At 66.6% G+C, this 13550-nt stretch carries 16 protein-coding genes; all 16 read left to right on the forward strand.

Translation table 11 applies throughout. The features are described 5' to 3' along the window. Positions 1-25 precede the first annotated feature (25 nt). The 16 genes from ACQ4W4_RS03995 to ACQ4W4_RS04070 all read left to right on the forward strand — a co-directional run bounded on the left by ACQ4W4_RS03995 (position 26) and on the right by ACQ4W4_RS04070 (position 13526). A complete protein-coding gene (locus tag ACQ4W4_RS03995; RefSeq protein ID WP_436540864.1) occupies positions 26-1693 on the forward strand; it encodes a sensor histidine kinase in 1668 nt (555 codons plus the stop codon). After that, positions 1690-2391 (forward strand): response regulator, encoded by a 702-nt coding sequence (locus tag ACQ4W4_RS04000; RefSeq protein ID WP_070222441.1) that lies wholly within the window; start codon positions 1690-1692, stop codon positions 2389-2391. The genes ACQ4W4_RS03995 and ACQ4W4_RS04000 overlap by 4 nt, the downstream gene beginning before the upstream one ends. A 247-nt stretch (positions 2392-2638) precedes the next feature. Further along, on the forward strand, positions 2639-2785 hold the full coding sequence (locus tag ACQ4W4_RS04005; RefSeq protein WP_436540865.1) for a hypothetical protein: 147 nt from the start codon (positions 2639-2641) through the stop codon (positions 2783-2785). Between the two features lie 75 nt (positions 2786-2860). Further along, positions 2861-3034, forward strand: a complete 174-nt coding sequence (locus ACQ4W4_RS04010) for a Flp family type IVb pilin (RefSeq protein ID WP_070222439.1) — start codon at positions 2861-2863, stop codon at positions 3032-3034. A 93-nt stretch (positions 3035-3127) separates the two neighbouring features. Next, positions 3128-3301, forward strand: a complete 174-nt coding sequence (locus ACQ4W4_RS04015) for a Flp family type IVb pilin (protein ID WP_071654391.1) — start codon at positions 3128-3130, stop codon at positions 3299-3301. Continuing rightward, complete coding sequence (locus tag ACQ4W4_RS04020) at positions 3298-4368, forward strand: phosphatase PAP2 family protein (protein WP_436540866.1); 1071 nt, start codon at positions 3298-3300, stop codon at positions 4366-4368. Before ACQ4W4_RS04015 ends, ACQ4W4_RS04020 begins: the two co-directional genes overlap by 4 nt. Beyond that, positions 4365-4952, forward strand: a complete 588-nt coding sequence (locus tag ACQ4W4_RS04025) for an A24 family peptidase (protein ID WP_436540867.1) — start codon at positions 4365-4367, stop codon at positions 4950-4952. The genes ACQ4W4_RS04020 and ACQ4W4_RS04025 overlap by 4 nt, the downstream gene beginning before the upstream one ends. 40 nt (positions 4953-4992) lie before the next feature. Next, positions 4993-5613, forward strand: a complete 621-nt coding sequence (locus ACQ4W4_RS04030; RefSeq protein ID WP_436540868.1) for a methyltransferase family protein — start codon at positions 4993-4995, stop codon at positions 5611-5613. A 33-nt stretch (positions 5614-5646) separates the two neighbouring features. Further along, on the forward strand, positions 5647-6993 hold the full coding sequence (locus tag ACQ4W4_RS04035) for a DUF8689 domain-containing protein (RefSeq protein WP_436540869.1): 1347 nt from the start codon (positions 5647-5649) through the stop codon (positions 6991-6993). Further along, positions 6990-7838, forward strand: a complete 849-nt coding sequence (cpaB, locus tag ACQ4W4_RS04040) for a Flp pilus assembly protein CpaB (RefSeq protein ID WP_436540870.1) — start codon at positions 6990-6992, stop codon at positions 7836-7838. Before ACQ4W4_RS04035 ends, cpaB begins: the two co-directional genes overlap by 4 nt. 22 nt (positions 7839-7860) lie before the next feature. Continuing rightward, entirely contained in the window at positions 7861-9453 is a 1593-nt protein-coding gene (locus tag ACQ4W4_RS04045) for a type II and III secretion system protein family protein (protein WP_436540871.1), read from the forward strand. Between the two features lie 9 nt (positions 9454-9462). Next, positions 9463-9750, forward strand: a complete 288-nt coding sequence (locus ACQ4W4_RS04050; protein ID WP_436540872.1) for a pilus assembly protein — start codon at positions 9463-9465, stop codon at positions 9748-9750. A gap of 46 nt (positions 9751-9796) precedes the next feature. Next, positions 9797-11347 carry a pilus assembly protein TadG-related protein gene (locus ACQ4W4_RS04055; protein WP_436540873.1) on the forward strand — a complete coding sequence of 517 codons (1551 nt, stop codon included), beginning with the start codon at positions 9797-9799 and terminating at the stop codon, positions 11345-11347. Positions 11348-11354: 7 nt separating this feature from the next. Further along, the gene (locus ACQ4W4_RS04060; RefSeq protein WP_436540874.1) at positions 11355-11822 is read left to right on the forward strand and encodes a TadE/TadG family type IV pilus assembly protein; all 468 of its coding nucleotides are present in this window, start codon (positions 11355-11357) and stop codon (positions 11820-11822) included. Positions 11823-11832: 10 nt separating this feature from the next. Further along, positions 11833-12351, forward strand: a complete 519-nt coding sequence (locus tag ACQ4W4_RS04065) for a TadE/TadG family type IV pilus assembly protein (RefSeq protein WP_436540875.1) — start codon at positions 11833-11835, stop codon at positions 12349-12351. Between the two features lie 23 nt (positions 12352-12374). Further along, positions 12375-13526, forward strand: a complete 1152-nt coding sequence (locus ACQ4W4_RS04070) for a CpaE/TadZ family protein (protein ID WP_436540876.1) — start codon at positions 12375-12377, stop codon at positions 13524-13526. Positions 13527-13550: the final 24 nt, after the last annotated feature.

Here is a 13550-nt window from a genome sequence, read left to right on the forward strand (position 1 = left end):
ATGCGGGACATGGCCAGGAGCGCTTGTGAATCTCGATCCTCCCCTCAGATCCGGCTTGCCGGGTGCCGGCATGGATACGACCATGGTGAACGGCATGCGCCTGCTGCTGTCGAGCGCCACCTTGCTGACCCTGTTCATCGACCCCGAAAGCGCTGGCAAGCTGAGCAAGATTACCTGGCTGATCTTTTCCGCCTACACCATGCACAGCCTGCTGCTCTACGTGCTGGCCGTGCTGGGCTTCAGCCTGCCCCAGGACATCTTGCTGTATTGGCTGGACGTGGCCTGGTATGCGCTGATCGTGTTTTCCACCAGCAGCCACAATAATTTATTCTTCCTGTTTTTTTTCTTTGCCATCCTGACCTCCTCGTTCCAGCGGGGCTTCGAGGAAGGCGCGCGCGTGACCCTGGCCTCGGCCGGCCTGTTCGCCGCCACGGCCCTGTTCGGCGAATCGGATGCGGAGCTGTCGCGCCTGCTGCTGCGCTCCACCTTCCTGCTAGCGCTCGGCTACATGATCGCCTACTGGGGCGGTTCCGCCATCACGCAGCGCAGCCACCTGGCGTTGCTGCGCGATGTCAGCCAGCTGTCCAATCCGCGCTTCGGCGTCGACCAGACCATTACCTCCGTGCTGGAAAAAACCCGCAGTTATTTCAACGGCCGCAGCTGCCTGCTGATCATGCAGGACAAGGGCACGCGGGTCTGGTCGCTGCGCAGCGTGCTGCAAACGGGAACGGGCGTCGTGCACACCAGCTCGTTCCTCAGCGATGACGCGGCCAGTCCCCTGCTCGCTTTCCCGCACGATAAAATCGCCTTGTACAACCAGCCCGCCGGCCGCTGGCTGCCGTGGACAGGCGGCGCGCGCATGCTCGATCCCGACAGCGGACGCTGGCTGCGGCACGACGACGCGGCAGGCGCCCGCCTGGCCGAGCTGCTCGAAGCGCACGCCTTCATCAGCGCACCGCTGCCCCTGCGCAATGGCAAGGGCCGCATCTTTATCGTCTCCGCCACCAGCATGAGCAAGACGGACGCCCTGTTTCTCAGCCATATCGGGGCGCAGGCGTTTCCCGTCATTGAGAACATCGACCTGCTCGACCGCCTGGCGTCGCAAGCGGCCTCGCGCGAGCGCGAAAAGATCGCCCGCGACCTGCATGACACGGCCGTGCAGCCATATATCGGCTTGCGCCACGGCCTGGCGGCCTTGCGCAACGAAGCCACGCCCGGCAACCCGCTGCTGCCCGAACTGGAAAAACTGATCATCATGTCAGGCCAGGTGATCGCCGACCTGCGCAGCTACGCGCGCACGTTCAAGAACGGCCAGGTGCAAAGCGAGCCGGAACTGCTGGTCGCGCTGCGCCACCAGGCCACGCAGATCCGCGAATTCTATGGCATCGACATCGCCCTGCAAATCGAAGGCGACCTGCACATCAACGACCGCCTGGCGGCCGAGGTGTTCCAGATCGTCAACGAAGGCATGAGCAATATCCGCAAGCATACGTCGGCGCGCCACGGCGCCGTCAAGCTGACCTGCGTGCAGGGCGCGCTGCACATCAGCATCGACAACGAATGCGCGGCCGCGCACGTCCCCGATTTCCTGCCCGACTCGCTGGCCGAGCGCGCCGCCGCCCTGGGCGGCACGGCCCGCGTCACGCATGGCATGCTGGGCAACACCTCCGTGCAGATCGAGATCCCCATATGAACGACTTACGCTACACGCCCCCGGCCAGCCATGTCATCAGCGTCATGCTGGTGGATGATCACAAGACCATGCTGTGGGGCCTGGAGCGGCTGATCGGCGGCGAGCACTCGGGCATGCGCGTGGTCGCCACGGCGTCCGACAGCGCCGAGGCGCTGGAGCAGGCAAAGGCGCTGCAGCCGGACGTGATCGTGCTGGACCTGGACCTGGGCGGCATCAGTTCGCTGGCCATCCTGCCCGCGCTGGCGCAGTGCGGCAGCACGCGCGTGCTGGTGCTGACGGCCAGCCACGACCAGGCCGTCCTGGACCAGACGGTGCTCAAGGGCGCGCGCGGCATCGTCAGCAAGGATGCGCCCGCGGAGATGGTGCTGAAAGCCATCGAAAAAGTGTATCAGGGCGAGCTGTGGCTGGAACACGCGATGCTGGGACGCATGCTAACGCAGCTGACCCAGCCCGGCGGCGGCTCGGCGCAAGCCATCGCCATCGCCAGCCTGACCCTCAAGGAAAGAAAGATCATCGCCGCGCTGGTGCACGGCAGCGGTACGCCGGCCAAGCTGCTGGCGGACCAGCTGTTCATCTCCGAACACACCTTGCGCAACCACCTGACGTCGATCTACCGCAAGCTGGGCGTGTACAACCGACTGGAACTGTACGCCTACGCCACCAAGCACCAGCTGGGCCAATTGCCGCCCGGCGCCTGAGGCCGCTGCTCCCCCGGCACGGCCACTGCATGGCCGCGCACTCCCTTCCACCTCCCCTTCGCCAGCCACCGGCGCTGCCTGCGCGCCCGCGCGCCAAACTCGACCATGACAATTGTCACGAAAAAAACAAGCAATTCCTCCTTGCAATAAAAGGATGTTCTTCTGATGTAGATCAAAGTGCCAACTTCTATAGTGGATTTACCGGAGTGCAAATCACCGCGCGGCCCACCACGACACGGAGCACAGCATGCGCCTTGACAAGTTTCTTCCGACAGCCCTGATCAGCTATTTGCAGGGCAAGGAAAAGGCTGCGTTCTACCGCTATGCCCTGGTGGCGGCCCTCATGGCGGTGGTGTGCATCATCGGACTGCTGGCACTGGGCGAAAGCCCATGAGAGCGTAGCAACAGGAAGCAACACCGTCATGCCGTTTTACCCACCGCCGTACCTTAACCACCACCAGGAGTTGTCATGAACCTCATCAAAAACTTTATCCGCGAAGAAGATGGCGTCACCGCAATCGAATATGGCCTGATCGCCGCCCTGATTGCCGTGGTGATCATCGCTGCCATCACCATCGTCGGCACGCAGCTGAAAAAGACCTTCAGCACCATCGGCACCAAGCTGACCACCGCCAATGCCTGACGCGGTGCCGTCCGGGCCGGCCCAGCGCCAGCCCGGACTACGCTTCCCCTATTCCCGGCACGTCCACCTTGATTCCGCCTAGCGAGGCCCATCGTGAAATCTCTCTTCAGCCGTTTATCCGACGAGTCCGCCGTTACAGCGATCGAATACGCGTTGCTGGCGGGCCTGATCGCGGCAGTGCTGGTGGTCACGATCACCGTGCTTGGCGACCAGGTCAAGCTGCTGTTTGTCTACGTCAAGGACCAAGTGGTCCTGGCCCTGTCATGAACACCCTGCGCGCCTCGCTGCGCACCCACCGCGCCCTGCTGCTGATCGTGCTGCTGTATGGCGCGGCCGCCGCGCTGCTGGCCGGCAGCCTGCCCAGCGCCGCGGACATCCTCAACGTGCTGGCCGGCTTCTTTGTCGCCATCCTCACGGGTCCCATCTTCATCCTGTGCGGCTACACCATCCGCGTCATGGTGATGCAACGTCCGCACCGCCTGTGCCACTACCTGTACCACGATCTGCGCCGCTACCTGAGCAACGAGCGCCTGCTGCACGCGCTGCCGGCCATGCTGCTGATCCCCGTCTTCGCCTCCAGCTTCACCGTCTTCAAGGGCGCCATTCCGCGCCTGCATCCCTACACCTGGGATGCCACCCTGTCCGCCTGGGACCTCGCGCTGCATGGCGGCATGGCCCCATGGGAAAGGCTGCAGCCGCTGCTGGGCCACCCGCTCGTGACGGGCTTGCTCAACTTCAGCTACCATTTCTGGTTCTTCCTGTTCTACGCCATCCTGTACTGGCTCATCCTCGACACGCGCCGCCCGCTGCTGCGCATGCAGTTCCTGCTCAGCTTTGCGCTGACCTGGATCGCCCTGGGCAGCATCCTGGCCGTGCTGTTCGCCTCGGTCGGCCCCTGCTACTACGGCCACCTGCACGCCAGCGACCCGTATGCGCCGCTGATGGCCTACCTGCATGACGCCAACCAGCACGTTCCCGTCTGGGCCCTGCAGGTGCAGGAGATGCTGTGGCAAGGTTATCAAAGCAAGGGCGCGAACGGCGAACTGGGCATCTCCGCCATGCCCAGCATGCATGTGGCCACGGCCGTGCTGATGGCCCTCATGGGCTGGAACGTCAGCCGCGCCGCCGGGATCGCCCTGTCCGCCTTCGCCGTGCTGATCCTGCTCGGCTCCATCCACCTGGGCTGGCACTATGCGCTCGACGGCTATGTGGGCGCGGCCGGCGCGGCGCTGGTGTGGCGCCTGGTGGGACGGCTGCTGCGCAGCCAGGCCGCGGCGCCGGCCATGCACATGACCACGGCGCCCTGCATGAGCAAGGAAGGACTGACGTCATGAACGCCCACCTGCCCATGCTGCTGTGCCTGGCCGTGCTGGCCGGCCTGCTCGCCGCCGCCCTGTGGCACGACCTGCGCACGCGCCGCATCCCGAACCGGCTGGTGCTGTGGGGCACGCTGACGGGGCTGATCCTGAACAGCTTCGTGCCGCCAGGTAGCGGCCTGTTCGACGCCGCCTTCGGCGGCCTGGGACCGCTGCAGGCGCTGGCCGGCGCCGCCGCCGGACTGGCCCTGCTGCTGCCCATGCACCTGCTGCGCGCGCTGGGCGCCGGCGACGTCAAGCTGATGGCCATGTGCGGCGCCTTCCTCGGTCCCGATGCCGTGCTCGAAGCGGCCCTGCTGACCTTCCTGTGCGGCGGCGTGCTGGCCCTGGCCGCCGCGCTGGCAGGCCAGCGCCTGCGCCAGGTGCTGAAAAACACCTATCACATGATGCTGGGCGCGCTGCTGCACAGCCTGGCCGGCGGCGCCGCCACGATCGCCGAACCGCCGCCCGCCACCGGCAAGCTGGCCTACGCCTTCGCCATCGCCAGCGGCACCGGCTTGCAGATCTTCCTGCAATACACCCACCTGTGGAGCCTGCGCTGAAACGCGCCGCTCCGACGACCAGCCACCATAGGACCCGACCATGGACACCCTCGCCACCCTCTGCCACTCGCGCCACGCCAGCCTGTTCACCAGCATCGCCATGGCTTGCCTGTGGACGTTCTTTGCCAGTGCCCACGTGGTGGGATTCCTGCACAGCGGCGACTGGAGCTATCTGCTGTTCTGCGTCGCCGAAACCCTGGCCGCCCTGTTCTTCATCGTGCGTTCGGCCCCCGTCAGCGTCTCCACCGATGCCGGCGACTGGTTGCTGGCCATCGGCGCCACCTTCGCGCCCTTCCTCCTGTCCCCCGCCGACATGGCCATCTGGCCCGGCGCGCGCTACCTGCTGGCCGTCGGCAGCCTGCTGCAGATCGCCGGCCTGCTGTCGCTGAACCGCAGCTTCGGCCTGGTGGCGGCGCAGCGCGAGATCAAGACGGGCGGCGTCTACCGCGTGATACGCCATCCGCTGTATGCCAGCTACCTGATTTCCCTGAGCGGCTACCTGCTGGCCAACACCTCGCCCGCCAACACCGTCCTCTATGTCGCGACGATGGGCATGATGGTGATGCGCCTGCTGCGCGAAGAGCGCTTCCTGGCCGCCGACGTGCGCTATCGCGTCTACATGCGCCAGGTGAAGTATCGCCTGCTGCCCTTCATCTTCTGATCATCGGTCACCCAAGCAAGAGGAGCACTTATCATGCCTGACACTTATCCAGAACGCAGCGACGGCGGCGGCATCGAGCCGGCGGCCAGGCGCGCGCCACGCACGGTCGAGGAAACGGGATTGCCCTTCCTGTTCCTGGTCGAACTGCTGGTCAAGATACTCTTCCTGCGCGGCCAGATCGGCCTGCCCGCCCTGTCGACGCACGTGAAACTGGGCGCCGGCGTGCTCGAACCGCTGCTCACCTTCATGCGCGCCGAAAAGCTGTGCGAAGCGCGCCGCAACGGCGGCAGCGGCACCGACGCCGACCTGTATTACCTGCTGGGCGACCAGGGCCGCCTGCGCGCCGCCGAATACATGCGCCGCAACGCCTACAGCGGCCCCGCCCCCGTCACGCTGGCCGATTACAGCAACCAGGTGCTGGCGCAAAGCGTGGCCGACATGCATGTCACCCGCGACGACGTGCAGCGCGAATTCCGCGACGTGGTGGCCAGTTCGGCCGTGCTCGACCAGCTGGGCGCGGCCATGAATTCCGGGCGCGCCCTGTTCTTCCACGGCCCCGCCGGCAGCGGCAAGAGCTACCTGGCCGAGCGCCTGAACGGCTTGCTCAGCGGCGCCATCGCCCTGCCCCATGCCGTGATGGTCGATGGCGAAGTGCTGCCCTTCCTCGACCCCATGCTGCACACCCTGTCAAGCAAAGGCCTCGTGCCATCCGACCCGCGCTGGGTGCGCGCCGAACGCCCCGCCGTGCTGACGGGCGGCGAGCTGACGCTCGACATGCTGGACCTGCAGTTCGACCAGGGCACGCGCCTGTACCAGGCGCCGCCGCACCTGAAGGCCAACAACGGCATCTTCATCATCGACGACCTGGGCCGCCAGCGCTGCTCGCCCGTGGAACTGATGAACCGCTGGATCGTGCCGATGGCGCGCCACATCGATTACCTGTCGCTGCACACGGGCTACAAGTTCCCCGTGCCCTTCGACGTCATCGTCGTCTTCTCGTCGAACCTGGCGCCGCAGCAGCTGGCCGACGATTCCTTCCTGCGCCGCATCGGCTACAAGATCCATGTGGGTCCCTTGAGCGCCTACCACTACCTGGCCGTGTTCCGCAGCACCTGCGCCCAGCTGGGCATCAATTTCGACGAAGCCTCCTATACCTACCTGCTGCACCTGCATAGCCTCTACAAGCGGCCCTTGCTCGCCTGCTATCCGCGCGACATCCTCGCGCAGGTCTGCGACCAGGCGCGTTATGAAGACCACGCGGCGCAACTGTCTCCGGAAGTCCTGTTCTGGGCATGGCAAAACTATTTCGGCAGCGATAACGACCTCGCAAGCACACATAACGGACCGGCAGCGGTCCAGCACAAAGGGGAAGCAAAATGAGAAACGCACGCGCTCTGACGATGATGGCCATCGCGGTCATCCTGGCGTTCGCCGCGGTCATCGTGGCCGCGCGCTGGATCAATGCCCAAGCCTCGGGCAACATCAACAAGGTGGCCGTGGCACAGGTCGACATCAGCCTGGGGGCGCGTCTCACGCCCGACATGGTGCGCATGGTGGACTGGCCATCGAACGCGCTGCCGCCGGGCGCCATCAACGATCCGAAACTGCTGGAAACGCGCGTCACGCGCACCAGCATCCAGCACGGCGAACCGATCATGGAAGGCAAGCTGGCGCCTCCCGGCACGCAAGGCGGCCTGTCGGCGGTCGTCGCCGAGGGCAAGCGCGCCATGACCGTGCGCGTCAACGACGTGGTGGGCGTGGCCGGTTTCGCCCTGCCCGGCAACTTCGTCGACATCCTCGTCAACACCCAGGGCGAAGGGGCGCGCAAGACGCCGGACCGCGATCCGAACATTTCCAAGATCGTGCTCGAACGCATCCTCGTGCTGGCCATCGCCCAGGAATCGAGCCGCGATGACACCAAACCCAAGGTGGTCAATGCCGTGACCCTGGAGCTGACGCCGGACCAGGCTGAAAAACTCGACCTGGCGCGCAGCGTGGGCACCCTGTCGCTGGTGCTGCGCAACCAGATCGAGGACAAGCCCGTCAACACGGAAGGCGCCACCAAGTCCAGCTTGCTCGATGAAAAAGTCGCCATTGCGGCCCCCGCCGCCATGGTGCAAGCCAAGCCGCTGCCACGCCGCCGTCCCGCCGCCGCACCGGCACCACAGGCCGGTCCAAGGGTCGATGTCATCAAGGGGCTGGAACGCAGCTCCCAACAATTCTAACCTGCACCAGAGGAGTCATGCCATGAGCACATATTGCACAGCAAGCGAAAGCCGGGTACTCAGCCTGGCGCTTGCCCTCGCCATGATCGGCGCCCTGGCGCCCCAGGCACGCGGCGAACCCGTCGCCGCTGCCGCCACCGCCGTTGCCGCCGACACCGGCACCGCCAGGAGCAACCGCGCCGCCGCCCGCCCCAAGGCCACGCCGCCGCAAAGCGAATCGCGCGCCGGCCGCACCGAGATGGCGCCGCAAATGAGCCTGGCCGAGGGCAAGTCGACGCTGATGCGGCTGCCGTTCGCCGCCAGCCGCATGTCCGTCGGCGACCCGCGCATCGCCGACGTCATCCTGCTCAATCCCAACGAGGTGTACCTGCTGGGGCGTTCCGTCGGCACCACCAACCTGATCCTGTGGAACAAGAGCAATGACGCCACCATCATCGACCTGGCCGTCGGCATCGACAGCAGCAGCCTGCAGGCACGCATGGCCGAGCTGCTGCCGAACGAAAAGATCCACGTCACGGTGGCGGGCGACACCCTGATCCTGTCGGGCATGGTCAGCGACGTCGTCAAGGCCGACCAGGCCCTGTCGCTGGCCAACGCCTATGTGCAGCGCAGCGCCCGCAGCGGCAGCGCCGCCTCCGGCGCCGCGCCAGCCGCAGGCGCCGCCGCTCCCGCCCCCGCCGCCACGCCCGATGCGGCCATGCCGCGCGTGATCAACCTGCTGTCGATCGCCGCGCCGCAGCAAGTGATGCTGGAAGTGAAGGTGGCCGAAGTGTCGAAGGTGCTGGTGGACCAGCTGGGCGCCAGCCTGGGCATCAACAAGACCATCGGCAGCTGGTCGTATTCGCTGCTGTCCAGCCTGCTCAGCAACAATCCCAGCGGCTTGAGCGGCGCCAGCAAGAACAACTTCTTCAACCTCGACGCGCAGAAGCGCGATGGCCTGATCAAGGTGCTGGCCGAACCGAACATCATGGCCATCAGCGGCCAGGAGGCGAGCTTCCTGGCCGGCGGCAAGATCTTCATCCCTGTCAGCCAGAGCAACAATAACGGCGTGCCCACCATCACGCTGGAAGAGAAGGAGTTCGGCGTGGCCGTGAAGTTCACCCCCACCGTGCTCGATGGCGGACGCATCAACCTGAAGGTGGCGCCGGAAGTGTCGGACCTGAACAAGGACGGCATCGGCATCACCGCCACCGGCATCTCGGCCACGGCCATCCTGCCCTCGTTTACGACGCGGCGCGCCACCACCACGGTGCAGCTGTTCGACGGCCAGAGCTTCGCCATCGGCGGCCTGATCAAGAACAACGTGACCAGCAACATCAAAGCCCTGCCAGGACTGGGCGAAGTGCCCGTGCTGGGCGCCCTGTTCCGCAGCACGGACTTCCAGACGGACCGCTCGGAACTGGTCTTCATCATCACGCCGCACCTGGTCAAGCCGCTGCCGGCCGACTACAAGCTGCCCACCGACGGCTACATCCAGCCGACGCGCGGCGACATGTTCATGCAGGGAAAAATGGAAGGCGACGCACCCGCCCCCGCAGCGCCGGCACCATCGGCCCCCATGCAGCCGCAAGCGGCCGCGCCCCAGCCCGCTGCCGCCGGCTTCGACCTCAAATAGGAGAACACCATGAAAACCGCACATTGCCTGCCTTGCGCCACCCTGCTGTCGCTGCTGTCGCTGCTGGCCGGCTGCGCCGCCACCACCACGCCCGTGCTCGATTCGCACTTCGGCGAATCGGTGGCCCTGCTCAAGGCGCAGCAGATCATGTATCCGGACGCCTACCGCAATGCCAACCCCGTCAGCGGCATCGACGGCAAGGCCGGCGCCAGCGCCTACCAGCGCTACCAGAAATCGTTCGCGGCGCCGGAACCGCAGCCGAACGTCTTCACCATCGGCGTGGGCGGACGCCAGTAGGCGCCAGTTTCGCGACGCACTCCCCCCAAGCCACCAGGAGACCGCCATGAACACCGCATTTCGCAGGCACGACAAGCAGCAGGGCACGATCGCCATCGTGCTGGGGCTGACCCTGGTGGTGCTGTTCGCCATGGGCGGCCTGGTGCTCGACCTGGGCCACCTGTACATCGCCAAGACGGAACTGCAGAACGGCGCCGACAGCGCCGCCCTGGCGGGCGCCGTGGAACTCAATCAGAGCGCCGCCGGCATCGACAACGCGCAGACGAAGGCCATCGCCATCGCGCAAAAGAACCGCTACGACTTTTCCACCACCTTGACCATCACGGCCGCCAACATCAGCTTTGGCCCCAGCCCGGACGGTCCCTGGTCGTCCGGCGCCAGCGCCCGCACCAGCCCGCAGGGAATGACCTTCATCCAGGTCGACACGGGCAGCAAGACCTTCGCCACCTACCTGATGGGCATCGCCGGCATCGCCAGCACCAGCACCTCGGGCGTGGCCGTGGCGGGCCGCTTCGTCAACGACGTCACGCCGATCGGCGTGTGCGCCGTCGACCCGGCCAACAAGACGGCGCAATACACGTATCCGGCCTCGCCGGCCGGCACGGGCCTGACGGAACTGGTCGAATTCGGCTTTCGCCGCGGCGTCACCTACAACCTGTTCGGCCTCAATCCGCTGGGCGGCCCGTCCGATCCCTACCTGATCAACCCGGTCGATGCCCCGCCCGGCAGCTGCAGCGCCTCGCATTCGAGCGCCGCCTCCACCGCGCCGTTCATGTGCACGGGCAGCAGCGCCGTCATCACCAGCGGCACGGGCCAGGTATACACGAACACGGGCATGACGGCCTCGCTGGCCGCCTCGCTCAACTCGCGCTTCGACGACTACGGCGGGCCATCCGTGTGCGACCCCGTGTCGGCGCCGCCCGACACCAACATCAAGGAATACCCATGCGTGGGCGCCGCGTCGCCGTGCGCCGCCAGCGCCGCCAACTCGCCGCCCACCGGCTGGATGCAGCCGGGCGCCAGCACCTTGCCCAGCCAGCAGTCGGTCAGCCTGGCCGGCAACAAGCCGAATTACCAGCTGCCGTCAGCCGGCCCCGTCCCGGCGCCGTCGGCGACGTTCGCGCAGTTCGCCGGCTACGGCGTGCTGTGGTCGTACGGCCCCGCCTACCAAAGCAACGGCGCCACCCCGGCCAAGGCCGGCGCGGCCTACAGCGTCACGGACGGCAACGCCAATCCCATGTACAGCACGGCCAAGGCGAATTACTTCGACACGGCCAGCTACCCCGTCACGGCTGGCGCCAGCTTCGCCGCCGGCACGCCGCCGTCGCCGTACAACCAGACCAGCGGCCCCACGTTCCAGGCGCCATCGGTGGCGCATCCCGGCCAGCGCAACCGGCGCATCCTCAACGTGGTGCTGGTCGACTGCCGCACGGCGCCCGTCGGGCCGGCCTCGTGCGGCACCATGAACGCGGTGGGCATCGGCAAATTCTTCATGACGATGAAAGCCGATTTCAGCGGCGGCACCAAGCGCCTCGACGTCGAGTTCGCGGGCCTGATCGAACCCGTGCCGAATTCCGAAATCAAACTCTACAAGTGAGGCGGCCATGCGTACCCCCAACTCCCCTCTCCGGCAGCGCGGCGGCGCCGCCGTCGAATTCGGCATCGTGCTGGCCCTGCTGATCACCCTGCTGGCCGGCATCTTCGGCTTCGGCCGCGCCTTCTGGTACTACGACGCGCTGAACAAGGCCACGCGCGACGCGGCGCGCAACATGTCCGTCAAGGCCAAGGCAGCCATCGCCTCGCAGGGCGTGCCGGCGGCCAAACAGACGGTGGCCGATGCGGCCGTCAGCGCCGGCATCAGCGACTTCACCACGGCCAACGTGACGGTCACCTGCCTGGACGCCAGCTTCAACGACAGCAGCTGCGCCGATGGCACGGCGCCGGGCGGCATCCGCGTCGAAGTCGTCAACTACACGCTGTCGGTGGGCCAGTACCTGCCCTTCGTGATCGGCGCGGCCAGCACCTATGCGACGCCGCTCGCACCGCGCACCACCATGCGCTACATGCTGTAAGGAGAACGCCATGCGCCACCGCCTTCCTCCCGCACCCTGCGCCGGCCGCCAGCGCGGCGCCGCCGCCGTCGAATTCGCCCTGGTGGCGCTGCTGTTTTTCACCCTGCTGTTCGGCATCCTCGAATTCGGCCGCATGCTGTACCTGTACAACACGGTGCAGGAAGTGAGCCGCCGCGCCGCGCGCGAAGCGGTGGTGCGCTGGATCGACCAGACCGACGCCGTCAAGACGCTGGCCCTGTTCGGCGGCACGGCCCTGCCGGCCGCGCCCGAAGTCACGGCCGCCAACATCACCATCCGCTACCTGAACAAGAGCGGCGCCGAAGTGACCTTGCCGCCGCTCGATCCGGGCGACAACCTGTCGGCCTGCGGCGACAACACGCGCACGGCCAGCTGCATCGACAGCGTGCGCGTATCGATCGATAACGTCAGCTATACGCCGATGGTCAGCCTGTTCGGTTTTCTCAATATCGCCGTGCCAGCCTCGGTGGTGGTCATGCACGCCGAAAGCCTGGGCTTCCAGATCAACTGAACGCCTTTACCGGGGAGTACCAAGTGAATATCGTCATCGTCTCGAAGAATGAAGCCCAGCTCAAGCGGCTTACCCGCCTGCTGCGCGAGCGCAGCGCGGCCGACCGCGTCACCCTGCTGGCGAGCATACCGGATCTGTTCGACAACGGCGTCACGCCGGACCTGCTGCTGCTGGAGCAGGAGCAGACGGGCGAGGCGGAACTGGAACGGCTGGAGCTGCTGGGCGGGCGCCATCCGAACCTGGCGATCATCGTGCAATGTCCGCAGCAAAGTCCGCAATTCCTGCTGCGCTCGATGCGCGCCGGCGTGCGCGAAGTGCTGCAGCCCGACGACGACGCGGCCCTGTGCGCCGCCTTGCGCCGCATCGAGGAAAAACTGCAGAAGCAGGTCACGCGCAAGGGCCAGGTGCTGGCCTTCGTCTCGTGCAAGGGCGGCAGCGGCGCCACCTTCATCGCCGCCAACCTCGGCTACGCGCTGGCCGCCGGCGAACAGCGCAAGGTGGCGCTGTTCGACCTGAACCTGCAGTTCGGCGACGCCGCCCTGTTCGTCTCGGACCACAAGCCAGCCACCACCCTGTCGCAGCTGTCGCAGCAGATCGTGCGTCTCGACGCCTCGCTGCTCAGCGCCAGCATGATCCAGATCACGCCCGCCTACAGCGTGCTGGCCGCCGCCGACGATCCCGCCCATGCGAGCGACGTCGAGGCCGACCATATCGACCGGCTGCTGACCCTGGCGCGCAGCCAGTACGACTACATCGTGCTCGACGTGGGACGCGGTCTCGATGCCGTCAGCGTGCGCGCGCTGGACCGGGCCGACCTGATCTTCCCCGTGCTGCAGGCAACGTTGCCGTATGTGCGCGACGGCAAGCGCCTGCTCGACGTGTTCCGCGGCCTCGGCTACCGCGAAGACAAGATCCGCCTGATCCTGAACCGCTATGCCAGCAGCGACAGCATCCGCGTGGCCGACCTGGAAGCGGCGTATGGCAAGCACGTCTACAAGTCCATCCCCAACCACTACGAGGGCGTGGCGGCCTCCGTCAGCCAGGGCGTGCCCATCCTCAAGCTGGCGCCGCACAATCCCGTTTCGCGCGCCCTGCAGGAACTGGCCGCCAGCCTGGCCGGCGAAACCCCGCCCGCCGCGCAAGGCTGGGTGGCGCGGCTGCTGGCGCGTGCCTGAGGTTCCAACCAGATCCCCCCATAC

Origin of the sequence: Janthinobacterium glycogeni, from assembly GCF_051380725.1 — a bacterium.
Taxonomy (GTDB): Bacteria; Pseudomonadota; Gammaproteobacteria; order Burkholderiales; family Burkholderiaceae_D; genus Janthinobacterium.